The organism is Halomonas sp. Cn5-12, from assembly GCF_021532545.1.
GTDB classification, from domain to species: domain Bacteria; phylum Pseudomonadota; class Gammaproteobacteria; order Pseudomonadales; family Halomonadaceae; genus Vreelandella; species Vreelandella aquamarina.
The window spans coordinates 119242-146175 of record NZ_JAKGAY010000006.1 but is presented as its reverse complement, the minus strand read 5'-3'; the positions used below and the strand labels follow the sequence as shown (position 1 = coordinate 146175).

Here is a 26934-nt window from a genome sequence, read left to right as displayed (position 1 = left end):
CTGGAATATAAATGCGCTCACGCAGGCATCGTCTTCAAGGTCGTTCGCGAAACCAACACCACCCGCGCCTGTTCGTCGTGCGGCTCGCTTAGCGGGCCGCAGGGCGTCAACGGGTTGCGAGTAAGGGTCTGGGAGTGCGTGGAGTGTGGTGTACTCCACGACCGGGACGTGAATGCGGCCCGGAATATCCTCAGCCTCGGGGCAGGACGTTGCCCTCAAGAAGTTGGAATCCCCGTCCTTTAGGCGGGGAGGACGTCAATCTGCTCATCACTGCGGGTGCTCTAGCGGGCTGCAACACCATTGCAGGGGCAGGACAAGACGTTGAAGAGGGCGGCCAAGCAGTACAGGACGCCGCGAGTTAAGGTTCGGTCTAACGGTTTATTGTGCAATGTGCGGGCTAGGCAGCAATGCCTGGCCCGCACTGCTATCGAGGCAGGGATTTGTGGAGGGAGGTAAATAATGACGCCAGGAAAGCTTTGGATGACCACCACTCAGCGCCATATAAAAGGTCTGGGCAGTGCGCTGGCCGTGATGCTGTTAGCTGGGTGTAGCAGCGCGCCCAATGAGTCCGCCGCGCCTAAGCCGCCGACGGTCGATCAAACCGCGCCGACTAGCCAAACATGCGATGCCAGCGCCGTGCAGTATGCCATTGGTGCGCCCTTTGATGAGGCCAACTTGGCGACGCTAGAAGAGCAGAGCGGCGCTCGTCAGGTGCGTGTGCTGCGCCCCGGCACGGCCGCGACCATGGATTTCCGTGACGACCGGCTCAATATTCATCTGGAAAGCAACGACATGATTGAGGCGCTGCGCTGCGGCTAACGCAAAATCAGCCATACGCAGGCGGCGCTTACGCGTGCGCTGTCCATTGTGCGCGCGAGCCTAGAGCAGACGCCCCTGGCGACCGCAACGGTCTAGCTAGTCGTAGCGATCTTTCCAACCCTGATGGCGCACCTGCTCTTTGAGCATGTCGAGCACGTCGTAAAGCACCTGTTCGGTCACTTTGGCGCTGGTGTCGTCGACGGTCAACCAACTGTCAAAGCTGGTGTCGGCGGTGCGCTCGACGAGTTGACGAAAGGCGGGGGAGTGCATGCCTTGCGCCATTTCATCCACCAGCCGCTGGGCGACGCTGCTGATAGAAGCTTGCATCGCGCTTGATGCGGTTTTTCCCATGGGTAAGCGGTGTAGTCGTTGAATTTCCGGGCTCTCCCGCAGCGTGCGGCTCACCAGATCATCGATGGCCGCCATAATGGCGGGGCGATTTTGCTGATAGGCTCGGCCTGCCGTGGCTTCCAAGCGCTCGGCAATTTCATGGATCAGCTGGGTTTTACGCGGCATGATCACCCGCTCGATGACGCGCTCGGTGAGCGAGTCGCTGGACATGATCTGCTCCTGAGCATTGCCTAGCAAACGCAGCGCTATACGGTCTGAGAGCTCCTCCAGCAAAATATCGTAATACTTGGTAAAAAATCGATAGACCGACCAACGGGTCACATCGACCAAGCGCAGTCGATGTAACCGGTGTAGGAGCGAAATGACGCGTAAGGCACGTAGCCAACGAAACCCACTGAGTGGGATGCAGCCCAGCACGTCGTACCAGTGTACGAAGGGATAGAAAAACCAGCGGTGATAGCGCCGCTCGGCAATCGCCACGGCCCAGCCCAGTAGAACATCGGCAATAAAGAAGCTGACAAAGACCAGGTCAATGGCAATAAATCGGCTGTGAATCGCCGTATCGTAAAAACGGTGAAAACCGGGCGTGATAGCGGCAAGCGCTTGGTTGATCGGGCCAATCAGAAACAGCGAGTCAAACAGCAGCAGGCTAAGGTTAATAATAACGGCGGCGAGGATCAGCAGATCCCAGCCGATGTGCGCATACTCAACGGCCTTGGGAAGGCGGGGATAGCGCTGCCTGATGGGCATGATGACTCCTTGTCGTTGAAAGTAGAGCAGCGCTTAGCGCTGCTGGTGATGCTGCTGGGTCAGCTCCTCTTCGCGCTCTGCCTGCTTACGCAGCTTCTTGCGCAGCGCCGCCTTTTCGAAGCGCAGCTTCTGTAGCGGGGTCTCCAACGCCAGGGGCGGCACCCGGGCAGGTTTGCCGTTGGCGTCCACGGCTACCATGGTGAGGTAGCAGCTATTGGTATGGCGAATCAGCTTCTGGCGAATATCCTCGGCCACTACCTTAATGCCAATTTCCATGGAGGAGCGCCCCACATGGTTCACGCTGGCGAGAAACGTCACCAGCTCGCCCACATGGATTGGCTGTTTGAACAGCACTTGATCCACCGATAGCGTCACCACATAGTGGCCGGAGTAGCGGCTGGCGCAGGCGTAGGCGACTTCATCGAGCTTTTTAAGAATAGCACCGCCATGCACTTTACCGCTGAAGTTCGCCATGTCCGGCGTCATCAAGACCGTCATGGAGAGCTCGTGCTGGCCCGGTAAGACGCTGTGTTCAAGGCTCTGGTCTGGGGCGTTGGGTACAGCAGAGGCGTCGGACATAAAGGTCACCTTACGATTAAAAATGCCCGCCCCCAGGCGGATACCACGGGGGCGGGCGTTGACATCGTGCTTAGCAGCTTAGAACCACACTAAGCCCACGGAAATGATAATACCGGTAATCAACAGCTGGATCAGGCAGAAGCCCATGATGTCCTTAGCTTTCAAGCCGGCAATCGCCAGCACTGGCAGTGCCCAGAACGGCTGCAGCAGGTTAGTCCAGGCATCGCCCCAGGCCACCGCCATGGCCACGCGGGCAATATCGGCACCCAGCGCTTCTGCGGCAGGCAGCATGACCGGTGCCTGTACCGCCCACTGGCCACCACCGGAAGGCACAAACAGGTTCACGATACCGGCGCTGATGAACGACCAGAACGGCAGCGAGTTAGCGGTTGCAAACGAGACCAGCCACTCCGACATGCTCTGGGCCAGGCCCGACTGCACCATGATCGCCATAATGCCCGCATAAAAGGGAAACTGGATGACGATGCCCGCGCCGCCCTTGATGGCTTCGTTCAGGCTGGTAAGCAGGTTGCGCGGTGTGCGGTGCAGCACGATCGCCAGGAACAGGAACATGAAATTCACCACGTTCAGGTTCAGGCTGCCGCCGCGCAGCAGGAAGTGGTCCAGCAAGAACAGCAGGCCAGGTACACCTACCAGCAGGGCCAGCGGCATGCTGTTTTCGAGCTTTTCGGCAGGTCGCGTGATACGGCCTACGGGCTCTGGCTCGTCGTCGAGCAGTTTGGGGTCGACGTAGACGCTGTCTTTCTCATCGGGCAGCATCATGCGGTTGACCAGCGGCACGGCGATGAATAAGCAGATGACGATGGCCAAGTTGAAGAAGGCGAAAATGGTCGAACCCGTGCCAATGACACCGATCTGATCGGCAGAGAAGTGGCCTTCGGTGGCAATCGTCAGCGGCACCGAACCGGCCAAGCCGCCGTGCCACACCACGAAGCCCGAGTAGGCGCTGGCCACCAACAGGCGGTAATCGACCTTGATCAGCCGGGCCAGCTCTTTGGCGAACAGAGCACCGACCACCAGGCCAAAGCCCCAGTTGATCCAGCTAGCGGCTAAAGAGACCAGCGTGACGAGAATAATCGCGCCGCCGGGCGACTTCGCAGTACCGGCAATTTTTTGCAGAATGCGTTTCACGGGCGGAGAGCTTGCCAGCATAAAGCCGGTGACCAGCACGAGCAGCATCTGCATCGAGAAGGTCAGTAAGCCCCAGAAACCGTCGCCCCACATACGCAGCACGGCCAAGGGTGTTTGGCGCTCCACGGCAATGGCGGCCACAGCGGCAATCAGGGTCAACAATAGAACGAAGATATACGGGTCTGGTAAATAACGCTCGACCAGCTTAACTGCTGGTTTTGATATGAGTTTTAGCATGGGGTGCTCACTTTATTCGTTATTAGGAAGTGCGCGGCTAATATACGGCGGTGCGGCACAATTTTCACCCCTCAACGGCCAATGCGCAGAGTGCTTAACATTGTTACATCACCTTACGTTAGCGCAGTTTGCTCGCTCTGCCCGTTGTGGCGTTCAACGCTGCTGATCAAAGGTGAGAAACGCCGGATGACGGCCGCCAGCGGGTCAGCCGGTAGTGCCGATAATAGCCAATGAGCACGGCCGAGCGGGTGAGCATAAAAAGTGTGAAGGCTAGCCAGAGGCCGTGATTGCCCAGCCCCTGGCAGAACCACCAAGTAGGCAGGTAGACGGCGAGGCCCGCAAAAATGCTGTTGCGCATTTCCCGCACCGCCGTGGTGCCGATAAACACGCCGTCAAGCAGGTAGCTCCAGACGGCAATCAGCGGCATGACCACCATCCACGGCAAATAGCTGGCGGCGGTGGCGCGCACGTCGCTCAATCCGGTCAGCATTGCGATCAGTTGATTACCACCCAAGGCAAAAAGCAGCGCCGCCGCAGCGGATGTCCAGAAAGAGAACTGTGCCGTGGCCCGCACCGTGGCGGCAAACTCTCGCCAATCGCGACGCCCGTAAGCGCGCCCTACTAGCGACTCAGCCGCGTGGGCAAAGCCATCCAGCGCGTAGCTGGTCAGCATAATAAATTGCAGCAGCACGGCATTGGCGGCGAGCACGGTATCGCCCTGACGGGCGCCTTGCGCTGTAAAAAACGCCATGGCAAACAGTAGTCCAAGCGTTCGCACAAACAGGTTCGCATTAACACTAAGTAGCGCCGAATAGGCCTGCAGTGCCAATAGGCGCTGGCGTTGAAAGTGGCCTTCAAGATGCCCCAGCTGGCGCAGCACCAAGTAGCCACCGAACAGCAGCGCGCTGTAGTCAGCGAGCACGCTAGCCAGCGCTACGCCGTTACTGGTCATCCCTAAGCCCACCACGAACCATAGGTCAAGCACGATATTGACGCTGTTGGTCAGTACTAGAATCATCAGCGTGACGCGGGAGTTCTGCTGCCCTAAAAACCACCCCAAAATGGCGTAGTTGGCCAGTACGGCAGGGGCAGACCAGAGGCGAATCTCGGCATACTCGCGGGCCAGCGGCGTGGCCTGTACGCTGCCATCTAGTAGCCATAGGCCAAGCGAGATGAGCGGTGTGCCAAACACGATTAATAGTGTGCCGATGACACCTGCCATGATCAGCGACTGGCCTAGCAAGTTGCGCACGTCACTAGGCGACTCGCGCCCTATGGCCTGGGCGACCAGTCCGGTGGTGCCCATGCGTAAAAAGCCAAAGCCCCAGTAGAGAAAGCTAAATAGCGTTGCGCCAAGGGTCACGCCGGCCAGGTAGCGAGAGTCGGGTAAGTGCCCGACCACGGCGGTATCCACCAAACCGAGTAGCGGTACGGTGATATTGGAGAGAATGATGGGCCAAGCGAGGGTCCAAATACGCATTCAGAGTGACCTTCGCTCGCAAACGTTCAGGCACATCTTAAGTGGGCGAGTTAAGCGGCAGTAATGATGCGATACTTCTCCATCAACTGCTCTTGGGTCTCGGGGCGCTCTGGGTCGAGGGGAATACAGTCCACCGGACACACCTGCTGGCACTGAGGCTCGTCGAAGTGGCCGACGCACTCGGTGCACAGGTTGGGGTTGATCACGTAAATCTCCTCACCGGGAGAAATCGCGTCGTTGGGGCATTCCGGTTCGCAGACGTCGCAGTTAATGCATTCGTCGGTGATCATCAGGGCCATGGGCATACCTCACGAATGGCGTGTCACTCGGGTTTTAGATACCCGAGTGTTTTGCTCAACAATATCGATAGCTAGGTAGTGTAGTGCTTACGCAGCGCCTCTGCGACCTGCGGGTGCACCAGGGGGGAAATATCGCCGCCCAGCTTGGCGATTTCCCGCACGATGGTCGAGGAGATATAGGAGTTTTCCACTGCCGGGGTAAGAAACACGCTCTCAAGCTCAGGATTTTGAGCGCGGTTCATATTGGCCAGCTGCAGCTCGTACTCAAAATCGGAGACCGCTCGCAGGCCGCGCAGAATAATCGTCGCGCCCTGTTCGTGCATCATGCTAGTGAGCAGCGTCGAGAAGCCAATCACGCTGACATTCGGCAGCGATGCGCACACCGACTGGGCCAGCGCAATTCGAGTATCCAAATCCAGGCTTGGGTGTTTGCCGGGGCTGGCTGCCACGGCAATCACCACTTTGTCGAACATCCGCGCGCCGCGCTCAATCAGGTCGAAGTGGCCGTTGGTGATCGGGTCGAACGTGCCAGGATAGACAGCGATCTTTTCGCGATGCGCGCTCATGACGGCGTCCCCTCATCCAGTGAACCAAACGGATTATCGGCGACCAGCGAAACCGCGTGGTCATAGCCGGGAATGTGGATACGGTCTGCGTGAATCTCAAGCTCTGGGCCTTCCAGCACCGCTTCGCCAAACTGGTAGCGGGGGGCGTAGCGCCCGCGATCGGCCTCGGCGAGATAGGCAGCGGCGTTAGCGCGTACCGCTTCGCGGCGACCTTTCCACGCTTCTATCGCGGCGCTGCCGTGGCGCTTGGTGAGTAGACGCTCGGTCACCTCTGGCGAGAGCACCACGCCGGTGGCGTTATTACCGCCAAAGCCTTTGGCGTTGATAAAGGCAGCATCGGCGGTAAATGCTTGAGGAGTCGTGAAAAAGCGCAGCCGCTCGGCGTAGACGTCATCGGCCACCGCATCCAGCGTCGGGATACCCGGCAGCAAACCGTGGGCGAAGCTGCCCAGGGCGCTGGCTAGCTGATCACCTGCCGCTGACCCTTGGGAGTGGCCGATGAACGCTTTAATGGCCACCACCGGCCACTGCTTGATGCCGTTAGCGCGGGCGATTTCATCGAATACGTGGGATTCGGTGGTGCGGTTTTTCGGCGTGCTGGTGCCGTGAGCGTGGAGGAAAGTACGCTCTTTCAGCGCGGTTTCTCCCAGTATGTCTTTAACCAGCGCGGCGGCTTTACCCAGGGTGATGTAGTTGCCGATGCCCGGCGCGGAGATAGAGCGCTTATAGCCGTCGGCATTGACAAACACATCGGGCACCGCGCCGAGAATATCGGCCCCTAGCTCTAGGGCAAGGCTGTCGTCCATCAGCAGCACAAACTGGCTCGCTTCTGCCATAGTGAACCCGCAGTTGCGGGCAAACGGACGGCAGGCGCGCTGGTAATCAGTGTCGGTCAGCAGCTCCAGGGCATCCAGCGCTTTTAGGCTGGCGTCATCGGCCAGCGCGCCCATGGCACGGAAGCCTTCGATAATTTCCGGGGTAATCGGCGCATCGGCGGTGCCTACCATCACCACCCGGCGACGGCCTGCGCGGATATCGTCAATGCCCAGGCGCAGGTTGTAGAGGAAGCTGGCGCAGGCGCCTAGCGCTGCGCCGGTGCCGCCTACGCTGCCGAGTACATAGGCATTGAGGAAGTCAGCGGGCATCTGTCCATAGCCCAGCGGCATCTGCTTGGAGGTGGCGCGCTGGCCGGTCACCAAGCTTTTCAATAAGCCGCCCCAGCCCTGGTCATCGAGCTGGCCAATCGAGTTGCCCGCGTACACAGCGATATGGTCGGGGTTGAGCTGCTGGCGCAGGGTTTCCCAAGAGAGGCCGCTGGCGCCCAAGCAGTCGCTGGCGCCAAACACCGCCATGGAGAGCCCGCGAGGATGGTGCACGCTGCGGTAAAGGCTGGCTGGGTCAAAGCCGCTCGGCAGTTGCGCGGCAGCCCGCACTTTAGGCTCTTGGGCGTCCGGTAGCAGCACGTCGAAGATGCCCGCAGGAATAGTCACCTCGACTTCACGGGTATCGATTTCGCGCACCTGCCACCCATCGGGCAACTGGTCGGGTAGCTGGCGGCGGCGCAGTGTCACGCGCAGCGGCTCTGCCAGCGCCAAATCGGCTCGTCGGTTTGCCGGCAGGCCAGGGGCGAGAAAGCGCGGGTCTTCATTGCGGCGAATCAGCGTGTGGTTAAGCACCTGATCGCGCAGCATCTGGGCAGGGGCGTCAATGGGCTGCCCTGCGCTGTCGTGCCATCCGTTGTCGGAGTGCTCGGCAAGGCGCATAAGCGCTGCCAAGCTTTCCACGGTTTGGCGCTGCTGGTCAGCAGGAAGAGCATCAAGCACGGTGCGGCGGAAGGCCTGATGGCCCGAGGTTCTGCCGGCGGGATTGATGCCGCCCATGCCGACAATCACCGGTAAGTGTGACAAGCCGGGTTCCTCGTGGTGCGGTGGTTTTTAATAACGGTTATTGTCAGACCGTGTCGAAAACCTTAACCGATCTGAGCTTAATAGTGAGCTTACAAAAAGGCTCGGGCGTGATCATAGCACCGGGCGTGCAACGGCGTCATGCCGAGTGCGCGGGAGACTGATAGAATCACGCTTTTTTTAACCCAGGGGATGGCATGCAGCACACCTCACGGCCAGTGATTTCCAATCAGCCAGGTCCGCATCACGATGTGGCGCGCCGAGTAGCGCGCGCGTTAGCGCATCCGCTGCGCAAACCCATTGCTGACCACACGCGCCGAGCGTTTGAGCAGGCCGATGCGTGGCGCCAGCAGCACTCTGCACCGTTGATTCTCGACGCAGGTTGCGGGGTAGGGCTATCGACCCGGCGGATAGCCATACAGTTCCCCCACCACAGCGTGATTGGCGTTGACCGCAGTGAGGACCGTCTGGGCCGGGAGCACGGTGAGCTGCCGGAAAACGCCCTGCTGGTGCGTGCCGATCTGGTCGATTTCTGGCGACTGGCCCTGGAAGCAGGCTGGACGCCCGAGCGCCACTACCTGCTGTATCCCAACCCTTATCCTAAATCAGCACACTTGAAAATGCGCTGGCATGGCCATCCGGTTTTCCCCACACTGTTAGCCCTGCGCGGGCGGCTCGAGCTGCGTTCGAACTGGCAGCTCTATGTGGAAGAGTTTGCCCAGGCCGTGGAGGTCGTCACCGGCCAAAAGGCAAGCGTTGCCCCGTTGCACCCTAATGGTGACTATCTCACCCCGTTTGAAGCCAAATATGACCAAAGTGGCCAAACACTTTGGCGTTTGTGCATCGACCTGGAGCGCCCATGACATTTGTTTATTTGATTCTCGCGATTGTGGCAGAGGTGATTGCCACCAGTGCGTTAAAAGCCTCTGTGGGTTTTACTCGGCCACTGCCGAGCCTGCTGGTCGTTGGAGGCTACGGGGTGGCGTTCTATTTATTAAGCTTGGTGTTGCGCACCCTGCCGGTGGGTATTACTTACGCCATCTGGGCGGGGTTGGGCATCGTTCTGGTGACTCTGGTCGGAATAATGGTGTTTGGCGAGAAGCCTGATCTGCCCGCCGTACTGGGGATCAGCCTGATTGTGGCCGGGGTGGTGACGCTACAGGTCTTTTCCAAAATGAATGTGCATTGAGGTAGTGGAACGTGACGTGTTTTCGCAACTTCTCCACGCGCTGGCTGCGCAACGGTATCGTCGCGGGGGTAACGACCGCTGCGCTGTGCGCCAGCTCGGTGCTCTGGGCCGACTTCACCCGGCTGAGTCAGTTAGAAGCAAAAGGGTTTTCGGTCAGCGCTGAAGCGCGCCTGTTAGATGCCGATAGCGGTAGTAACCCACTGCTGGGTAGCCTAAATCCAGAGCGGCAGCTCTCACCCGCCTCGGTCACGAAAGCTTACATGTCTGCGGCACTGCTAAACCGCTTTGGTCCTCAACATCGCTTCACCAGCCAACTCGTCAGTACCGGCCAAGTACAGGATGGCGTGCTGCGTGGCGATCTGGTGTTTGAAGGCGGCGGTGACCCAGGTTTGACGACGGAAGACCTGTGGCGGCTCGTCCAGCGCCTGCAGCTTGCCGGGGTAACGCACGTTGACGGGGCGCTGGTGGTCAGCCAGTGGCGCTTTGGCCCAGTGGAGTGCATCACCACCGACCGCTGCAACGCGCGTACCCGAGTCACCAACGCCTATAGTGCGCCGCTAACCTCGGCAGGCGTCAATTTTGGTACGTGGTGTGTCAATGTGGCGCCTGCGGCAACCCCCGGCGAGCCTGCGCGGGTAGGGCTATGTGATAGCCAGGCGCCGCTGGTGGCCATTGATAATCAGGTGGTAACGCGCCCGGCGAACAGTGGCACGGAGATTAGCGCCGAGCGCATCACCGATGAGCGTGGCGATGTGATGCGTTTGACGGGGCAAATTTCTACTAATGCAGCCGCGCGGGATGTTTACCGTGGTGCCGGAGATGCGGCTGAAAAAACCGCCCAGGTACTGTTAAGCATGCTCAATCAGGCGGGCGTTAGCGTGCGTGACCCGTGGCGGGTAAGCTCAAGCCAGCCTCCGAGCAGTGCTCAGCGTCTTTCCGCCGTGGATAGCCAGCCGCTTCAGGAGCTGATACTGCGCACCATGAACTACTCCAATAACTACATGGCCGATGTGCTGGCGCTGAACTTGGTGGAAACACCCCAAGCGCAGCTGCGTCAGGCAGGGCAGGCCATTGAAACCTATGTGCAGAGCTTGCCTGGGCACGGCCCGGTCACACTGCACAGCGGCAGCGGTTTAACCACCGGTAACCGCACCTCGGCGCATGGTGTCAACGTCATGCTGGAGGACATGTTCCGCCAAAGCGCGCTGTTCCCAAGCTTCGTGGCCTCTTTCCAGTCGCCCGCCAATGGCGTGATGCGCTTTATCCGTCGTGGCTCACCTACCTTTCAAAATAACGTCATGCTGAAAACCGGCACGCTCAACCAGCCGTTTGCCGTACGTGCCGCGGCGGGCTATTTCCGCACGGCCCAAGGGCGCTGGGGGGTGTTTAGTGTGTTAGTGAACGGTAGCGGCAGTACCCCCTATCTCAGCTGGCCCGAGGTGCTTGACCCACTGTCGTTAGATTTAGATGCAATGATTTTAGCTAATTAATTAAACGCTTAGGTGAGGCAACGGGCATGAAGCCACGTCACACGGGGTTAACCCATTTACTGCACTCCACGCGCTACTCCTGGAAAGGCCTGAAGGCGGCGTTTCGTAATGAGTCTGCCTTTCGTCAGGAGTTGGCGATTACCGCCGTGCTGCTGCCGTTTGCCTGGTGGATCGGCGAAGGCCCATTAAGCTGGCTGCTGCTGGTCGGCAGCTTGTTTTTAGTGTTGATCGTCGAGCTATTGAACAGCGCGATTGAGAACGTGGTCGACCGTATTGGCACCGAACACCACGAGCTATCTGGGCGTGCCAAGGACATTGGCTCAGCGGCAGTGATGCTGTCGCTGATGATGGCGGGCCTGACCTGGGGGCTGTTAGGCTGGGAAAAATGGATGGGCTAGTTGGCCCGCTGCTCCTTCAATAACCATAACAGGCGCTTGGCAGAGAGGTGTTTATGCAGACCAATGATGCGTTATTCCCCACGACAACGCTTCCCAAAGCGCTTGCACCTGCTGCCGAACAGGCACAGCAGCGTCTCAGCGAGGCCCTAAGCCAGGCGGATAATATCGCCTCAATGACCAAGCAGCCGCTGCCCTCCAGCAGTTGGGAGGCGCTCGCTCCTGCCCGCCGGGAAGCGCTGGCTCGAGTGGTCACTATCTCCACCTTCGCCCTTGATACGCTGGCGCGCTTTCCCCACTGGCTGGCCGAGCTGGACGCGGCAGGGGAGTTGGATAGCGCGCCCAGCAAAGAAGCGCTGACTCAGTGGTTGGATGATGCCCTGGAGAGCGCCGAGGACGAAGATGCCCTGCACCGGGCGCTGCGCCGTTTTCGTCGAGCGCGCATGCTGGGCATTGTTTGGCGCGATCTAAATCGCCTCGACGGTGCCACCATGTGGGATACCGCCCGATCGGTCTCTTGGCTGGCGGAAGTATGCACTGAAGCGGCACTTGGCTGGCTGGAGCGTTTTTATGCATCCCGCTGGGGGGCGCCTGCCGCTCGCAGTGATGGTGAGCCTCAGCGGCTGGTGGTACTGGGAATGGGTAAGTTGGGCGCGGGGGAGCTCAACCTCTCGTCGGATATTGATCTGATTTTTGCCTTCCCTGAAAAGGGTGAGACCGAAGGCGGCCGAAAACCGCTAGAGCATCAAGAGTACTTTACCAAGCTTGGCCAGCGCCTGATCGCCGCCCTGGATGCCATGACGGCGGATGGTTTTGTGTTCCGTGTAGATATGCGCTTGCGCCCGCTGGGCGATGGCGGCCCGCTGGTAGGCAGCTTTTCGATGCTCTCCAGCTACTATCAAGACCAAGGCCGTGAGTGGGAGCGCTACGCCATGCTGAAGGCGCGGCCTGTGGCGGGGGATATCGACGCGGGCCAAGAGCTGCTGGCAAGCCTACGGCCGTTTGTGTATCGCCGCTATCTGGATTTTGGGGCCATTGAGTCGCTGCGCGAGCTGAAGGCGATGATCAATCGCGAAGTGAAACGCAAAGGCATGCAGAGCAACATCAAGCTGGGGCCGGGGGGCATCCGCGAGGTGGAGTTCGTGGTGCAGGCGTTTCAGCTGATTCGCGGCGGGCGTGATACTGAACTGCAGGTCACCTCGCTGCAAACAGCGCTCAAGCGCTTGCCCGAGCTTGGGCTGCTGCCTCAAGCCGTGGTGGACGAGCTACTGCCGGATTACGCCTTCCTGCGCGATGTGGAGCACGCCCTTCAAGCGCTGGAAGATCGCCAAACCCAAATGCTGCCCACCGATGATGAGGACCGCGAGCGCGTCGCTTTCGCCATGGGGCACGAGGATTGGCCCGGGCTTATCGCCCAGCTAGATGAGGTCCGCGAGCGGGTGCGCCAGCACTTCGACGCGGTGATCGCCGACCCTGAAGAAGAGGCCGATGAAGAGCAAAGCGACGCCAGCCTCTCCCAGTGGCGGCTATTGTGGCGCGGTGAACTTGAAGAGGATGAGGCTCAGGCCCTTCTCAGCGAAGCGGGCTTTAACGAATCGGAAAAAGCACTCCAACGATTAAAAAGCCTTTATCACTCGCGCGCCGTGCAGAGCATGCAGCGTATTGGTTTTGAGCGCTTGGATGCACTGATGCCGCTGCTACTGGCTGCCGTGGCGCAGAGCGATATGCCGGACACGGCCCTGGCTCGGGTGCAGCCGTTGATCGAGGCGGTGCTACGACGCACCGCCTATCTGGCGCTGCTGCGCGAAAATCCGCATACCCTTGAGCATTTGATGCGGCTATGTTCGGCGAGCCCTTGGATTGCTGAACAGTTGGCACGCTACCCCATCCTGCTGGATGAGTTGTTAACCCCCGATACGCTCTACACGCCCGCCGATAAATCGCGGCTTGCCGACGAATTGCGTCAAACGCTCAACCGTTTACCCGAGGATGATGAAGAAGCGCAGCTAGAAGCACTGCGGGTGTTCAAGCATGCGCAGATGCTGCATGTGGCCGCCTCGGATGTGGCGGGTACGCGTCATCTGATGAAAGTAAGCGATTACTTAACCTATATCGCAGAAGTTATTTTAGACGCGGTGCTGGCGATGGCGTGGAAGCATGTCACCCGCAAGCACGGTGCGCCTGCGGGGTGTAACAACCTCGAACCTGCCTTTTTGATTATTGGTTACGGCAAGCTGGGCGGCATTGAGCTGGGCTACGGCTCTGACCTGGATCTGGTGTTCCTGCACGATAGCGACGGTAAAGGCAGTACCGACGGCCCTCGGCCTTTGGATACGCCGGTGTTTTTCACTCGCCTGGGCCAGCGCATCATTCATCTGCTGACTGCGGTAACCCCGGCGGGCAGTCTTTATGAAGTGGACATGCGCCTTCGTCCATCAGGGAATGCGGGGCTGCTCGTCACGTCGCTGGACGCGTTTGCCGAGTATCAGCATCAAAATGCCTGGACCTGGGAGCATCAGGCGCTGGTGCGGGCCAGAGTGGTGGCGGGCAGCGAGGCGCTGGCCGATAAGTTTGACGAGCTGCGTGGTTCGATTTTACGCCGCGAGCGCGACCCGCAGGCGCTGCGTGATGATGTGGTGAGCATGCGCCATAAAATGCGTGATCACTTGGGCACGAAAGGCGAGGGCGCCAAATCTGAGCGGGGCGATGGCGAAAATGCCAGCAAAGATGCCACGTTTAGCTTGAAGCACGATGCAGGCGGCATGGTAGATATCGAGTTTCTCTGCCAGTACGCCGTGCTCGCGCTCTCCCATCAAACGCCCGCGCTGATCACCTATAGCGATAATATTCGCATTTTGGAAACTCTGGCCGAGAGCGGGCACATCACTCAAGTGGAGGCTGAGCAGCTACGCGAGGCTTACCTGGCCTACCGCAGCCGCACGCACCGCGCGGCGTTGACCGGTGAAAAGGCGTTAGGGCAGGTTAAAGAGTTTGCGGAGCACCGTCAGATAGTGACCGCACTGTGGCAGCGTTTTCTGGAACCTTGATTGGCGGGCAGGGCGTTTTTCAGTAGCATCAGTAAAAAGCTAGCCTGATAACGACTGGCCTAAAAAACGGCTGCTCCCATATCAATCGTTTTAATCACAGCAGTTCCCATAACAGCAGTTCCAATAAAAACAAGGACGACACAATGCGCACTCCTTTTCCTGTGCGGCCTCGCAGCGAGGTGGCTGGTCAATGATCGGTCAAATTTTAGCCACGCTGCTGCCGGTGTTTTTGATTGCCGGTAGCGGTGCCGCCTACGGACGATTCCGCACTCCCGATATTCGCAGTTTAAACACCCTCAATATGGAGCTGTTTGTTCCACTGCTGGTGTTTGCCGTGCTAGCCGACCGCCAAGCGCCCCTGGCGGAGTACGCCTGGCTCGCCAGCGCTGCCGCGCTGGTGGTGCTGGGGTCAGGGTTAGTGCTGTGGCCGGTGGTGAAGTGGCTTGGGTTGGACAGTAAGGTCTTTCTGCCGCCAATGATGTTCAATAATTCCGGCAATATGGGGGTGCCGCTGCTAGTGCTGGCTTTCGGGCCGGAAGCGCTGCCAGCGGCGGTGGTGGTGTTTATCGTGGAGATGCTGCTGCACTTTTCGGTGGGACTTTACATGCTAGACCCGCGTACTTCGCTGTGGCGGATGCTACGTATGCCGATTGTGGCTGCAAGCGTTGCGGGGCTATTGGTTAATGTGGGGGGGGTAGCGTTACCCGGCTGGCTGCTGGAAGCCATGCATATGCTGGGTGGTGTGTGCATTCCGCTAATGCTATTTGCGCTGGGCGTGCGCCTGCTGGAAATTGACTTTAGCGACTGGCGAACAGGGCTGCTGGGGGCGGTGCTTTGCCCGCTCTCTGGGCTGGTGATTGCGCTGCCGCTCATGTGGCTGCTGCCGCTGAATCCGTTGCAAACAGCCACCTTGTTAGTATTTGCCGCGTTGCCGCCAGCGGTATTGAATTACTTGGTCGCAGAGCAGTACAAGCTCGCCCCTCATAAGGTGGCGTCGTTGGTGTTGATCGGTAACTTGGGAAGTTTGATCGTCATGCCGCTAACGCTGGCGGCGGCCTTCGCCTGGATCCAGCCGCCGCCCTAACGGCGAGGCTCGTCTTTTACTTCGTAGCTACCTTCCAGAGCATCGTGCTGCCTAGATGGCTGATCGCCAGCGTAGCCGCCGCCAATGTCTTGAGCGTGATCGGCACGCATCTGCTCCATACGCTTTTTCATCTTATGGCGCACAAACGGCATCATCGCCCAGCCAATCAGCAGGAAAAATAGCCCCAGCACAACGCCAACAATCATCAGTGCGCCAAACGCTAGCCACGTCAACAGCAGTTTCAAGCTGCCCATTAGCCCATTTGGCTGCGTTTGTGCAGCACGGGCGCGCCACTGGTTAGCAGCTTGCCAAGCGGCATTGCGTTGGTCGCGATTCATCTGTGGCATGAAAGCCTCCATCGTTCGTTTGCCACTATTGGAACATAGCGGAGCGAGCAAGTTCACTGCTTCTTTTTGAGAGTTGAAACTAATATATCAGTTGGTGCTAATTTTTCTGTATTAAGCGCTTAACATGCGATTGCTAGCCTCGGATGTTAGGATTTAATTGAGCGCACTAAAATGAAGAGCCGTGTTTTTATAAATCCACGCATTTATTAACCAGTATTTTCATTAACCAGGGTGGTGCTATGACAAATCATGGAGGGAAGTCGGTGTTTATCGCATCGGCAGTGATTATTTTCGGCTTAGTGATTGTGGGGGCCGCGTTTCCTGTCGCGTTTGGTAATGCTGCTGAGGCCGCCCTCACATCGATTACCGAGCTATTTGGCTGGTTCTATCTCTTCTCTGTATTTGGCTTTGTGGTGTTCCTGATTGGCCTGGCGCTCAGTAAATACGGCAAAGTACGTCTGGGACCCCAGGACAGTACGCCCAGCTACAGCTTTTTCTCATGGATCAGCATGCTATTGGCCGCAGGCTTTGGGGTAGGGCTGGTGTTTTACGGCATGGCAGAGCCCATGACGCACTACATTAACCCGCCTTACGGCGATGTCCCGGCAGAGAGCGAAGCGGCTGCACGCTACGCCATCCAGTACAGCTATTTTAATTGGGGAATTCACCAGTGGGCGGCATTCTCCGTGGTGGGTTTGATTATTGCTTACTTTCAGTTCCGTAAGGGGCAGGCGGGTTTGGTGTCTTCAGTGCTCTCGTCGGTCACGGCCAAGCACCCCCATGTGCGCCCCTACGCTTCCTGGTTAGATGTTTTTGCGGTGGTGGCTACCGTGATGGGGGTGGCGACATCACTAGGGCTTGGCGTATTACAAATGAATGGCGGTCTTAACGCGGTATTTGGCTTGCCGGAGAATGGGTTTTGGCAATTTGTCATTCTATTTGTGATGTTCTGCGCCTACATGGCATCTACTTGGTCTGGTTTGGATAAAGGCATTAAGCGCCTGTCTAACTTAAATATGGCGCTGTGTATCGGTTTGATGCTCTACGTGCTGTTCACCGGCCCGACCATTGCTATTTTGGAAACGATTACGCTAGGCATTGGCGACTATCTGCAGAATTTTATTGGCATGAGCCTGCGCATTTCACCCTATAGCGACAACCAGTGGGCTAGTAGCTGGACCATCTTCTACTGGGCTTGGGTGATTGCCTGGTCGCCCTTTGTGGGCACCTTTGTGGCACGTGTGTCTCGCGGGCGCACTATTAAAGAGTACGTATTTGGGGTGCTCTTTGTGCCGCCGCTTTTGGCGTGCTTGTGGATCGGCGTATTTGGTGGTGCAGCGCTTAACCTGGAGCTGAACGGCACCGATGTAGGCCTGGCTGCGGCCACCGAAGCAAACATCACCGTCGCCCTGTTTGAGATGTTTGATTTGATGCCGTTCTCGGGCGTGCTCTCCGTGTTGGCCATGCTGCTAATCTTCATTTTCCTGGTGACCTCAGCAGACTCCGCTTCGTATATTGTGGCGCAGATGACGGATAATGGTTCTATCAATCCACCACTCTATAAACGCGTGGTATGGGGCGTGCTGATCGCGGCGATTTGCCTTACGCTTATCGTGGCGGGTGGCCTTTCCGGCCTGCAGTCAGCGGCCGTGCTGTCAGCGCTGCCGTTTACCTTTATTCTGTATATGATGGTGATTGTGCTGGTACGCGAGCTGCGTGCGGATCGTAAAGCGATGCTGACCCAGCTCTACCGTCGCCACGGTGAGACCCCCGTGGGTGCTGATGCCTTTGAGGCGGAGCAGTTAGGGGAAGAGGAGCGTCTGCGCCGTGCGCCCAACGTGGTCAATCGGCGTATTAATAGCTAAACAACGGCTTCGATAGAGGAAGCACCTATGGAAACTGCGTGCTAATGGCTCGACAGGGACGTCACGGGGCAACGCGAAGGCAGCCAAAAGGGGCTGCCTTCGACCGTTGGTTAGATCGGGTGGTCACCGTTGCGGTAGTCACTGCGATGGTGGTCGGCTTGTCAGCGGTCATTGCCCACTGGTTGCTGTGACGCTGTGACGTAGAGCCGATGGATGCCTACAACGCCCGATTACGCCGGGCGTTCGTGTATCTCGATGCGGTTCCTGCCGCGTCGTTTGGCATGGTAGAGCTGTTGATCTGCTTTGTTGAGCAGGTCATCAGGGCTAAGCGGCTGCTCAGGTGTTGTGGTGGCAATGCCCATGCTAGCCGTTAGGTGCGAATGAGTGCTGGAGTAGGCATGTGGAATAGCCAGTGACAGAATGGCTTGGCGCAGGCAGTTGGCAATATTCATCGCCTCATTGGCATCTTTGCCAGGCAGTACACAGATAAAGCGGTGCGTAATAAAAGGTGAATAAGTGCTCAATGGCGAGCTCCAGCTCCTTGGCAAGATACTCCCCTGTGGCCCTCCCCGTCACAATCACATCAAGTAAGCCTGCGGATAAACGTGCCATGTTTTCCCGCTCAGTGGGCGCTCGCAACACGTTAATGCCTTTGCTCGCAACGTAATCTCCCACGGCATCCTCGCGGAAACCACCGACTTTCCATTCGTGTAACTCGCTAAGCTGCGTCAGCTCAAGCTGCCGTTCGGCGAGGCCAAAAGCAGACCATTCGTTAATTACAAGTGGCCCTACCCAGTGAAACTGCCGTTCTCTTTCAGCCGTACGGGTAGTGGAGTAGACGCAGTGATAGTCACGTAGCCTTGCTTCGGTGTAGGAACGTGCCCAGGGAAGTATCCGGAAGTTAGGTTTTGTACGCAAAGCCTTATCTGCTAATTTTACCTAGCAAAGTTAGAGTAACTTTGTATTTCTGTCACCTCTATTCTGTTAACGCTGTCTATAGCCGTGCGATGCGGCTAACTGATAGTCTTAGAACTCTTTTTAAGCGAGTGCTGATATGCCATCTGCAACTGCTACGCCTGCCTCGTCCCCCTACGCTACGCGGCGCGAAATTTTCGGCTGGGCAATGTTTGATTTTGCCAATCAAGCCTACACGCTCCTCATTATTACCGTGGTATTTGGTGAGCTATTTACCACGGTGATTGTCGGTGAGCGGAACGATGGCTACCGCTTAGCGAACTTTTTATGGAGCTTAGCTTTAGCGATCAGCTATTTAATGGTCGTGGTCAGTGCGCCATTATGTGGTGCCATTATGGATTACCGTGCTGAAAAGAAGAGATTTCTTCTGTTCAGCTACATGGTGACCGTGGCGACCACGGCCATGCTCTATTTTGTTGAACCTGGTTATGTAGTGCTAGGCCTCGTGTTGATCGTATTTTCCAACTACGCCTACTCCATGGGGGAGTCGTTTATTGCCGCTTTTCTGCCAGAGTTAGGGCCGCCGGATGCGCTGGGTAAAATTTCCGGCTTTGGTTGGGCATTGGGCTATATTGGCGGCCTATTGGCCGCAGGGTTTACGCTGATTGTGCTAGGAGAGGCAACGGCTGACAATTTTGAGCGTATTCGCTGGGTAGGGCCTTTTGCAGCAGGGTTCTTTTTAGTGGCGGCGATTCCCACTTTTTTATGGCTGAAAGAGCGCGGTGTACCTAAACCCCATGGCGTTTCTTATCGGCAAATTGCCCAGCAGCGGATTTTGGGTACTTTTCATGAGCTGCGCTACTTCAAAGACTTAAGCGTTTTCTTAGTGTCACTTCTATTTTCGATGGCAGGCGTTTACATCATTATCGCCTTTGCTTTTATCTACGGGGCCCAGGTGATTGGCTGGGATGAGAGCGTGCGCAATATCATGTTTATTATTGTGCAGGTCACCGCTGCTGCGGGAGCCATCGGATTTGGGTTTTTACAAGATAAACTGGGCGCTAAACACACTTATCAAATGACACTTGCTCTCTGGGTTGCGGCTATTGTCGCGATCTGGGCAACGCCGGCGTTAACCGAGTGGCTCAATCAGCAGTTTGGGTGGCAGTGGCAGGCACAGCACTTGTTTTTAGTGGTCGGCTGCTTAGCCGGGTTGAGTTTAGGCTCTAGCCAGTCGGCCAGCCGCGCGCTGGTGGGTGTCTTTTCACCGCTGGAAAAATCAGCGGAGTTTTTTGGCTTCTGGGGCTTGGCAAACAAACTGGCGGGGGTGCTGGGCATCGTCATGTTAGGGGTGTTGCAAACGCTGATTGGCCTTCAAGCGTCTATTCTTTTATGTGTTGGGCTATTTATTGCAGCGATGCTAATTTGCGTAGGCGTCAATGAGCGCCGTGGCCGTGAGGCGGCAGTGGCCTGGAAAAGTTCTTGATGCCGTGAGGTGAATAATGGCAAGACACAGGCCACAGCAGGGCGGCATTGTGATGATGCTGCTATTTTGGGTGCTGTTAATGGCGGTAGGAACGTGGTGGATTCAGGGCGGTCTTGAGGACATGCTGCACCCTAACGTGAACATCATGAATACCTCCCCAGACAATGGCCCGGTAACACTAAAGCGTAACCGAGCAGGCCATTTTGAAGCACCGGGTCAGATCAACGGTGAGCCTGTGACGTTTTTGTTGGATACAGGCGCCACTTATGTAGCGGTGCCTAGTGAGCTAGCTAAAAGGCTAAGCTTAGCGCCAGGGCGTCGTGCTTGGTTTAACACCGCCAATGGCCGTGTCGAGGGTAATCTGACTCAGCTAGATGAAGTAGTGCTGGGCGGTATTCAGATGAACAACGTGCAGGGCTCTATCAGCCCCGGCATGGAGCGCGATACGGTGCTGCTTGGGATGAGCTTTTTAAACCAGCTAGCGATTGAGATTCGCGGCGGGGAGATGGTGCTGCGCTTGCCAGAGCCTTAGGGCGACTTGTGCGCACTGCAGTCATGTGCTTAGCTGAAGACTCATGGATGCCAACACGCTAAGGAGTTGCTATGGGTATTGAAGTCGGTGGTTTGCTCGGTCTTATTTGGCTCATCATTGTGGTATGGGCCATCGTTAAAGTGGCAAAAAGCTCGGCTAGCGGGCTTGCCAAATTGCTATGGATTATCGCGCTACTGGTGTTTCCCCTGGTGGGGTTGATTGCTTGGTTCCTGTTCGGCCCCAAGGGATAGCCATCTTAACCATGAAGGCGTATTAAAAAGGCAGGCCTCGACAGGCCTGCCTTTTTCTTTATCTGCGCATCGTTAATCGAGCGAATCGTTGCTTTCGCTGGGCGGCGCTTTATAGTGCCCGGGAATTTTTAACTTCTCTCCGTTGGGCAGGTCGCGCACTTGCGTTGGTACATAGACACGCTTAATGACACTTTTGGCTTTGCCATCTCCCATGGCGATCTCCTCCTGTCCGATTGTCGACAGTTCGCCACCTCACATTAGCGCTTGGTGGTGGAAGAATCAAGTTGCTCAAGACGCCCTCTAACTAGGATGCATACGCAACGCTAATCAAGGGGCAGGCGTTTGCAAGGTTTTAAGGTATCCTGGAAGCTATCCACAACCTGCTTTTGCACAGGGTGAGCGGGTGATAATACAAACTGCCTAAGCGGAGTGAAGAAAAAGGATGGTAGATCATTTGGAACAGCAGTTTCAAGCACTTGGGGCGCAGGAATCGGTAACTCCCGACTACCCTGACCAGGATCATGTGCTGATTATTGAAGATGATCAGCGCTTGGCCGAGCTCACCCGCGATTATCTGGAAGCAAACGGCTTTCAAGTGACGCTAGAAGCGGATGGTGCCAAAGGCGTAGATCGTATTTTAACGCTGCAGCCGGACCTGGTGATTTTGGATCTGATGCTACCCGGTGAAGATGGTTTGGCCATTTGCCGCCGCGTGCGGCCCAACTTTGCTGGCCCCATTATGATGCTGACTGCCCACACCGATGACCTTGATCAAGTGCTCGGGCTAGAAATGGGCGCGGATGACTATGTGCCCAAACCGGTGCAGCCCCGCGTGCTGCTAGCCCGTATGCGTGCGCTTCTGCGTCGCGCGGATGCGCCAGCCCCCGATGGTGAAATGCGCCTTAAGTTTGAGAACCTGGAGATTGATAACGCCACGCGGGAAGCCTGGCTCTCCGGTGAGCGTATCGACCTGACCAGCGCAGAATTCGACCTGCTGTGGCTGCTAGCGCGTAATGCTGGCCGTGTGCTGACCCGCGAAGAGATTTTCAGCGACTTGCGAGGCATTAAATACGACGGCCAAGACCGCTCTATTGATGTGCGCGTATCGCGTATTCGCCCAAAAATTGGCGACGACCCTAACCAGCCGCACCGCATTAAAACCGTGCGCAGTAAAGGCTATCTGTTTGTTAAAGACAGTTAAACAAGAGAGGTCGCCTAATGCGGCGAGTGCTTAGCCACGGCTCGTTTTTACGCTTCTACCTACTGCTGGGCCTAGCGCTGTGCGTGGTGTTTTTTATTGCGCTAGGGGGGCGTTCTTTTATAGAGCAGGTGCGCCGGGAAGATTATCGCGAACAGCTCGCCGCGCTGCCTATGTCATTAATGACACAGCAGCTTGCCAGCGTGCCCATAGATGAGCGTGAAACGCTGTTAGGCGATTTTTCCGAGCAGCTAGGCATGCAGCTGGTGCTGCGCGACATGAACGACGCCCAGTTAGGCTATTTCGAGCGGTCGCGAATTGAGCGGGGCGCGGTGTTAGTGGCAGAAGAGCCTTGGCAACTGCGCCAGCGGCTGCCCACGGCTAACACCAGCGGGGAGCTATGGGTGCTGGAAGCCACGTTTGATGCTTGGAGCGAGCGCCAGTGGCAGGGCAGCATGGTGTTGTTGGGGGAATGGCTGGCCGCCATGCCAGAGGAAGAGCGGCTAGCGGCGCTGGCCGAGCTACGCCCCGGCAGTTGGCCGTTGAGCCTGCTCAACGCACTTCCCGATGACTTGACCACCGAACAGCAGTTTCAGCTAACGCTCGGGGGTGTGATAACCCGGCTAGTGACAGACAAGCTATCGATTACGCTACTTTATCAATTGCCTAACGCCTCGGGAGGGGCCGACCAGTGGCTTCAGGCTGGGCCTATTTCCCGAGGCGATACGTTGCCGCTCAATTTGCACTTGCCGCTGCTCGTGGCGCTGATGGTCGTGCTAAGCCTGATCATTTATCTGATTATGCGCAGCATCGAGTCGCGCATGGCGCGGCTCGAGCTGGCGGCAACCCGTATTGCCAGTGGCCGGTTGGAAACCCGCGTCAAAGTGGAAAGCGGCGACTTTCTGGGGCGCTTGGGGATGGCCTTTAATGGCATGGCGAACCAAGTGCAGAGCCTACTGCGGGGTCAGCAAGAGATGATTCGCGCTGTCTCCCACGAGCTACGCACTCCGGTGGCACGCATCCGCTTTGCGGTGCAGATGGTCGAGGACATGACCGATCAACCCGCCATTCAGCGTCAGCTCCAGGGTATTGATGCAGATATTGCTGAATTGGATGAGTTAGTGGACGAAATTTTGACCTATGCGCGCCTAGGTGGCGAAACGGTCAATGGCGCAGAGCTGGAAATGGCGTTGGTGGAGTGCCGGTCTATGGCGGAGCGGGTGATTGATACGCTAGCACCGCTGCACAGCGGGCAGACCTTAACCCTGGCGCCGGGGCCTGATATTGAGCTGTTGGCAGAGCCGCGCTACCTGCAGCGGGCACTACAAAACCTAGTGGGCAATGCTTGCCGCTACGGCAAATCTCAAGTGGTGATTCGCCTGTGGGATGAGCCGTGCTTAGTGCGTATAGATGTAGAAGATGACGGCCCAGGCATTCCCTTCGATGCCCGAGCCGATATCTTCAAACCCTTTGCGCGCCTGGACGATAGCCGCGCCCGCAGTTCTGGTGGCTACGGCCTTGGTCTCTCGATTGTGCAAAAAATCATGGCAGGCCACGGTGGTAGCGTCACCGTAGATAGCAGCCCTGCGCTGGGCGGCGCACGCTTTACGCTGCTGATTCCTCGTCGCGATTCGCCGGTTTAATTCCTGACAGCACCGCAAAGGAGGTCTCCTTGGCGGTACGCAAAAAGTCCTGCATCCACGGCGCTTCCGCCGACTCCTCACGAATAGCGGCATAGAGCGTGCTCCAGATGCCGTGCTCGCCTAGCTTCACCGCGCTGACGTAGTCGCGCTCTAAATACTCCGTGAGCGCCCAGTTGGGCAGCGCACATACGCCGCGGCCACTGGCCACCAGCTGCATCATCATAATCGTCAGCTCTGCGGTGCGAATCTCTTTAGGGCGCACGTTGGCTGGGGCCAAAAATTGGGTGAAGACATCCAGGCGCGACTGCTCCACTGGGTAGGTGATCAGTGTCTCCTCGGCCAGCGCGCTAGGCTCAATATAGGGTTGGCCCGCAAAGCTGTGTTGCCGGGCAACCGCTAGCAGCCCCTCATAGCGAAACAGCGGCACGTAGTGAACGCCTTCCAGCGGCTGAGGGTCGGCGGTAATGACTAAATCCAGCTGCTCACGGGCCAAGGCAGGCAGCGGGTCGAAATGGTGCCCGCTGGGAATATCGATCTCCACTTCCGGCCAGTGGTCGCGGAAGTAATCCACCGTGGGCATGAGCCACTGAAAGCAGCTATGGCACTCGATGGCCATGTGGAGCCGCCCCTGCTCGGTGCCCGCTAATCGGGCCAGGTCCCGCTCCGCTTTGCGAACTTCCGGCAAAATCTCATCGGCCAGCGCCAGTAGCCGAAGCCCTGCCCGCGTGAATTCTACCGGACGGGTCTTGCGCACAAACAGCGCGCTATCCACGCGACTTTCTAGATCTTTCAATTGGTGTGAGAGGGCCGACTGCGTTAAGTGCACCCGCTCAGCGGCTTCTACCAGCGAGCCAGTTTCGCGTAGGGCCAGCAGCGTGCGCAAATGGCGTAATTCAATCATTGTGAGTGTTTTTCATGTTTGATATTAAAATCTTTAGTTTGATTCACGTTTATGCGGCACTCAAACTGTGTGAAATCATTCACGTTGGAAGGAATCATCATGACAGTTTCTCATATTCTCGGCTATCCCCGCATTGGCGCTCAGCGCGAACTGAAAAAAGTCACTGAAGCTTACTGGAAGGGCGACGTTAGCCGTGACGAACTAGAAGCCGCTGGCCAAGCGCTACGGCTTGCCCACTGGCAAACCCAGCAAGCCGCGGGCTTGGATATGGTCAGCGTGGGTGATTTCGCATTTTATGACCAAGTGCTAAACGTTTCCGTAATGCTGGGCGCGGTGCCTAGCCGCTTTCAAGCCCAAGACGAGGTAAACGCAGGCCACGTCGACCTGGACACCGCCTTTCGCATGGCCCGTGGCCGCGCGCCAAGCGGTACCCCGGCGGCCGCCTGCGAGATGACTAAATATTTTGATACCAATTACCACTACCTAGTGCCTGAGCTTCATCCAGGGCAGACATTTACCTTAGCCTCTACGCGGCTGTTTGACGAGGTAGATGAAGCTCTAAAAGCGGGCTTTACGCCTAAAGTAACGCTGACCGGGCCGCTGACATGGCTATGGCTAGGCAAAACCAAGGGCAGTGAGTTTGACCGTCTTGAGCTTCTTGATAGCGTACTGGATGTTTACAGCGAGACGCTTTCCCGCCTAGCGACTCAGGGTATTGAGTGGGTGCAGCTAGACGAGCCTGCGCTGGTACAGGATTTGCCACTGGCCTGGCAGCAGGCCTACGAGCGTGCTTACCATCGCCTGCAGTCGGCCCCGCTGAAGCTGCTGGTGGCCACTTACTTCGGCGCGCTGGGCGATAATCTTTCGCTCACCACGCGGCTACCGGTAGAGGGCCTACATATTGATGCCGTGCGTGCTCCTGAGCAGGTGGAGAGCGTGATTGACCGGTTAAGCCCGCATCAGGTGCTCTCGGTAGGTTTAGTGGATGGTCGGAATATCTGGCGGGCCGATTTGGCAGCACTGCGTGAGCGCCTGCTGCCGCTGAAAGTGCGGTTGGGCCAGCGGCTGTGGCTCGCGCCTAGCTGCTCGCTGCTTCACGTGCCGGTCGACCTGCGTCAAGAGACCGAGCTGGACGCTGAGCTGGTGAACTGGCTGGCGTTTGCTCGTCAGAAGCTGGATGAAGTGGTCACGCTGGCGCGACTGATTGATAACCGTGCTACGCCGGAAGACGAGCAGCGTTTGAGCGAGGCAACCCGCGCCTTGGATGCGCGCCGGGAATCGACGCGTATCCACCAACCCGTTGTGAGCGAGCGTTTGGCCGCCGTCACGCCACAAGACAGCCAGCGTCAATCGCCCTATGCCCAGCGTGTGCAGGCCCAGCGCAGGCTGCTGGCACTGCCGCTGTTCCCCACCACCACGATTGGCTCGTTCCCACAGACGGATGCCATTCGTGCCGCACGTCGTGCTTTCAAGGCCGGTGAGCTAAGCCAAGCGAACTACGAAGCGCGGATGCGCGAAGAGATCGCCTACGCGGTGGAACGCCAGGAAGCGCTTGGCTTGGACGTACTGGTGCACGGCGAAGCCGAACGGAACGATATGGTGGAGTACTTTGGCGAGCAGCTCGGCGGTTTTGCGTTTACCCGCTTTGGCTGGGTGCAGAGCTACGGCTCCCGCTGTGTGAAACCGCCGATTATCTTTGGTGACGTGACCCGCCCCACGGCGATGACCGTACGCTGGAGCGAGTACGCCCAATCGCTGACCGAAAAGCCGATGAAAGGCATGCTCACCGGGCCGGTGACGATCTTACAGTGGTCGTTTGTGCGTGACGACCAGCCCCGCGCCACCACCTGCCGCCAGATCGCCCTGGCGCTGCGCGACGAAGTGTGTGACCTGGAAAAAGCGGGTATCCATGTGATTCAAATTGACGAGCCAGCGCTGCGGGAAGGGCTGCCGTTGCGCCAGAGCGAGTGGCAGCGCTATTTGGATTGGGCTGTTGAGAGCTTCCAGCTAAGCGCGGCAGGCGTGGCCGACAGCACTCAGATTCATACCCATATGTGCTATTCAGAGTTCAACGACATCATTGGCGCCATTGCCGCGCTGGATGCCGATGTGATCACCATCGAGACGTCGCGCTCAGATATGCAGCTGCTGGATGCGTTTCAGGACTTTGCCTACCCCAATGAAATTGGGCCGGGCGTCTACGATATCCACACGCCAAATATTCCCGAGGTGGAGTGGATGGTGGCACTGATGGAGAAAGCGCTGGAGAAAATCCCGGCCGAACGTCTATGGGTCAACCCGGATTGCGGATTGAAAACCCGTGGATGGGCCGAGGTAGAGCCTGCCCTGGCCAATATGGTGGAGGCCGCTGAGCAGCTGCGTCAGCGCTACGCTTAAGCCAGGTGGGTTGCTCGGCTGCTATTAACCCCGCTACTAAGTGCAGCGGGGTTTTTG

At 57.7% G+C, this 26934-nt stretch carries 29 protein-coding genes; 17 read left to right on the top strand and 12 right to left on the bottom strand.

The window, feature by feature from the left end:
- From L1249_RS05795 to L1249_RS05785, 3 genes are all read left to right on the top strand, one after another.
- Positions 1-243: a transposase gene (locus tag L1249_RS05795; protein ID WP_268825170.1), complete on the top strand. Its 243-nt coding sequence runs from the start codon at positions 1-3 to the stop codon at positions 241-243.
- A gap of 17 nt (positions 244-260) precedes the next feature.
- Positions 261-362 carry an entericidin A/B family lipoprotein gene (locus L1249_RS05790; protein ID WP_074211688.1) on the top strand — a complete coding sequence of 34 codons (102 nt, stop codon included), beginning with the start codon at positions 261-263 and terminating at the stop codon, positions 360-362.
- Positions 363-459: 97 nt separating this feature from the next.
- The gene (locus L1249_RS05785; protein WP_228168357.1) at positions 460-819 is read left to right on the top strand and encodes an I78 family peptidase inhibitor; all 360 of its coding nucleotides are present in this window, start codon (positions 460-462) and stop codon (positions 817-819) included.
- 96 nt (positions 820-915) lie between these two features.
- Here the strand turns inward: L1249_RS05785 and L1249_RS05780 are convergent, their stop codons facing one another.
- The 7 genes from L1249_RS05780 to L1249_RS05750 form a co-directional block, all read right to left on the bottom strand.
- Positions 916-1920 (bottom strand): ion transporter, encoded by a 1005-nt coding sequence (locus L1249_RS05780; protein WP_172416503.1) that lies wholly within the window; start codon positions 1918-1920, stop codon positions 916-918.
- 33 nt (positions 1921-1953) lie between these two features.
- On the bottom strand, positions 1954-2499 hold the full coding sequence (locus L1249_RS05775) for an acyl-CoA thioesterase (protein WP_044630154.1): 546 nt from the start codon (positions 2497-2499) through the stop codon (positions 1954-1956).
- 78 nt (positions 2500-2577) lie between these two features.
- Complete coding sequence (locus tag L1249_RS05770) at positions 2578-3888, bottom strand: short-chain fatty acid transporter (RefSeq protein WP_172416502.1); 1311 nt, start codon at positions 3886-3888, stop codon at positions 2578-2580.
- 166 nt (positions 3889-4054) lie between these two features.
- Positions 4055-5368, bottom strand: coding sequence for an MATE family efflux transporter (locus L1249_RS05765; RefSeq protein ID WP_172416501.1), 1314 nt, complete (start codon positions 5366-5368; stop codon positions 4055-4057).
- Positions 5369-5418: 50 nt separating this feature from the next.
- Positions 5419-5667 carry a YfhL family 4Fe-4S dicluster ferredoxin gene (locus tag L1249_RS05760; protein WP_039182874.1) on the bottom strand — a complete coding sequence of 83 codons (249 nt, stop codon included), beginning with the start codon at positions 5665-5667 and terminating at the stop codon, positions 5419-5421.
- A 71-nt stretch (positions 5668-5738) separates the two neighbouring features.
- Positions 5739-6233, bottom strand: a complete 495-nt coding sequence (gene coaD / locus L1249_RS05755; RefSeq protein ID WP_054641557.1) for a pantetheine-phosphate adenylyltransferase — start codon at positions 6231-6233, stop codon at positions 5739-5741.
- Positions 6230-8113 carry a beta-ketoacyl synthase gene (locus L1249_RS05750; RefSeq protein WP_172416760.1) on the bottom strand — a complete coding sequence of 628 codons (1884 nt, stop codon included), beginning with the start codon at positions 8111-8113 and terminating at the stop codon, positions 6230-6232. The genes coaD and L1249_RS05750 overlap by 4 nt, the downstream gene beginning before the upstream one ends.
- Before the next feature lie 221 nt (positions 8114-8334).
- On the opposite strand from L1249_RS05750, the gene trmB reads away from it, so the two are divergent.
- The 6 genes from trmB to L1249_RS05720 all read left to right on the top strand — a co-directional run bounded on the left by trmB (position 8335) and on the right by L1249_RS05720 (position 15342).
- On the top strand, positions 8335-9000 hold the full coding sequence (gene trmB / locus L1249_RS05745; protein WP_044630158.1) for a tRNA (guanine(46)-N(7))-methyltransferase TrmB: 666 nt from the start codon (positions 8335-8337) through the stop codon (positions 8998-9000).
- The gene (locus L1249_RS05740) at positions 8997-9326 is read left to right on the top strand and encodes a DMT family transporter (RefSeq protein WP_172416500.1); all 330 of its coding nucleotides are present in this window, start codon (positions 8997-8999) and stop codon (positions 9324-9326) included. Before trmB ends, L1249_RS05740 begins: the two co-directional genes overlap by 4 nt.
- A gap of 11 nt (positions 9327-9337) precedes the next feature.
- Positions 9338-10816, top strand: a complete 1479-nt coding sequence (gene dacB / locus L1249_RS05735) for a D-alanyl-D-alanine carboxypeptidase/D-alanyl-D-alanine endopeptidase (RefSeq protein WP_172416499.1) — start codon at positions 9338-9340, stop codon at positions 10814-10816.
- Positions 10817-10842: 26 nt separating this feature from the next.
- A complete protein-coding gene (locus L1249_RS05730; protein ID WP_054641555.1) occupies positions 10843-11214 on the top strand; it encodes a diacylglycerol kinase in 372 nt (123 codons plus the stop codon).
- A gap of 53 nt (positions 11215-11267) precedes the next feature.
- On the top strand, positions 11268-14258 hold the full coding sequence (glnE, locus tag L1249_RS05725) for a bifunctional [glutamate--ammonia ligase]-adenylyl-L-tyrosine phosphorylase/[glutamate--ammonia-ligase] adenylyltransferase (RefSeq protein WP_228168356.1): 2991 nt from the start codon (positions 11268-11270) through the stop codon (positions 14256-14258).
- A gap of 190 nt (positions 14259-14448) precedes the next feature.
- On the top strand, positions 14449-15342 hold the full coding sequence (locus L1249_RS05720) for an AEC family transporter (protein ID WP_058577120.1): 894 nt from the start codon (positions 14449-14451) through the stop codon (positions 15340-15342).
- On the opposite strand, the gene L1249_RS05715 is transcribed toward L1249_RS05720, so the two are convergent.
- On the bottom strand, positions 15339-15689 hold the full coding sequence (locus L1249_RS05715; protein WP_044630164.1) for a hypothetical protein: 351 nt from the start codon (positions 15687-15689) through the stop codon (positions 15339-15341). The two genes, L1249_RS05720 and L1249_RS05715, sit on opposite strands and share 4 nt — an antisense overlap.
- Positions 15690-15928: 239 nt before the next feature.
- On the opposite strand from L1249_RS05715, the gene L1249_RS05710 reads away from it, so the two are divergent.
- Positions 15929-17554: a BCCT family transporter gene (locus L1249_RS05710; RefSeq protein WP_058577121.1), complete on the top strand. Its 1626-nt coding sequence runs from the start codon at positions 15929-15931 to the stop codon at positions 17552-17554.
- A gap of 44 nt (positions 17555-17598) precedes the next feature.
- Positions 17599-17745, top strand: a complete 147-nt coding sequence (locus L1249_RS05705; RefSeq protein WP_164834392.1) for a hypothetical protein — start codon at positions 17599-17601, stop codon at positions 17743-17745.
- A 39-nt stretch (positions 17746-17784) separates the two neighbouring features.
- Here L1249_RS05705 and L1249_RS05700 read toward each other — a convergent pair whose 3' ends face one another.
- Both L1249_RS05700 and L1249_RS05695 read right to left on the bottom strand, forming a co-directional pair.
- Positions 17785-18006, bottom strand: a complete 222-nt coding sequence (locus L1249_RS05700; RefSeq protein WP_058577122.1) for a diguanylate cyclase — start codon at positions 18004-18006, stop codon at positions 17785-17787.
- Between the two features lie 4 nt (positions 18007-18010).
- Complete coding sequence (locus L1249_RS05695) at positions 18011-18472, bottom strand: transporter substrate-binding domain-containing protein (protein ID WP_228168354.1); 462 nt, start codon at positions 18470-18472, stop codon at positions 18011-18013.
- A gap of 136 nt (positions 18473-18608) precedes the next feature.
- On the opposite strand from L1249_RS05695, the gene L1249_RS05690 reads away from it, so the two are divergent.
- From L1249_RS05690 to L1249_RS05680, 3 genes are all read left to right on the top strand, one after another.
- Positions 18609-19955, top strand: a complete 1347-nt coding sequence (locus L1249_RS05690; protein ID WP_044630477.1) for an MFS transporter — start codon at positions 18609-18611, stop codon at positions 19953-19955.
- 16 nt (positions 19956-19971) lie between these two features.
- On the top strand, positions 19972-20487 hold the full coding sequence (locus L1249_RS05685; RefSeq protein ID WP_228168353.1) for a retropepsin-like aspartic protease family protein: 516 nt from the start codon (positions 19972-19974) through the stop codon (positions 20485-20487).
- Between the two features lie 71 nt (positions 20488-20558).
- Entirely contained in the window at positions 20559-20738 is a 180-nt protein-coding gene (locus tag L1249_RS05680; RefSeq protein WP_044630479.1) for a PLDc N-terminal domain-containing protein, read from the top strand.
- A 72-nt stretch (positions 20739-20810) separates the two neighbouring features.
- Here the strand turns inward: L1249_RS05680 and L1249_RS05675 are convergent, their stop codons facing one another.
- Positions 20811-20951: a hypothetical protein gene (locus L1249_RS05675; protein WP_162835828.1), complete on the bottom strand. Its 141-nt coding sequence runs from the start codon at positions 20949-20951 to the stop codon at positions 20811-20813.
- A 229-nt stretch (positions 20952-21180) separates the two neighbouring features.
- Between L1249_RS05675 and L1249_RS05670 the strand changes: the two genes are divergently transcribed.
- On the top strand, positions 21181-21939 hold the full coding sequence (locus tag L1249_RS05670; RefSeq protein ID WP_062361934.1) for a winged helix-turn-helix domain-containing protein: 759 nt from the start codon (positions 21181-21183) through the stop codon (positions 21937-21939).
- A 17-nt stretch (positions 21940-21956) separates the two neighbouring features.
- The gene (locus L1249_RS05665; RefSeq protein ID WP_062361936.1) at positions 21957-23579 is read left to right on the top strand and encodes an ATP-binding protein; all 1623 of its coding nucleotides are present in this window, start codon (positions 21957-21959) and stop codon (positions 23577-23579) included.
- Here the strand turns inward: L1249_RS05665 and L1249_RS05660 are convergent.
- On the bottom strand, positions 23542-24480 hold the full coding sequence (locus L1249_RS05660) for a LysR family transcriptional regulator (RefSeq protein ID WP_058577124.1): 939 nt from the start codon (positions 24478-24480) through the stop codon (positions 23542-23544). The two genes, L1249_RS05665 and L1249_RS05660, sit on opposite strands and share 38 nt — an antisense overlap.
- Before the next feature lie 99 nt (positions 24481-24579).
- Between L1249_RS05660 and metE the strand changes: the two genes are divergently transcribed.
- Positions 24580-26877, top strand: coding sequence for a 5-methyltetrahydropteroyltriglutamate--homocysteine S-methyltransferase (gene metE / locus L1249_RS05655; protein WP_228168352.1), 2298 nt, complete (start codon positions 24580-24582; stop codon positions 26875-26877).
- Positions 26878-26934 lie beyond the last annotated feature (57 nt).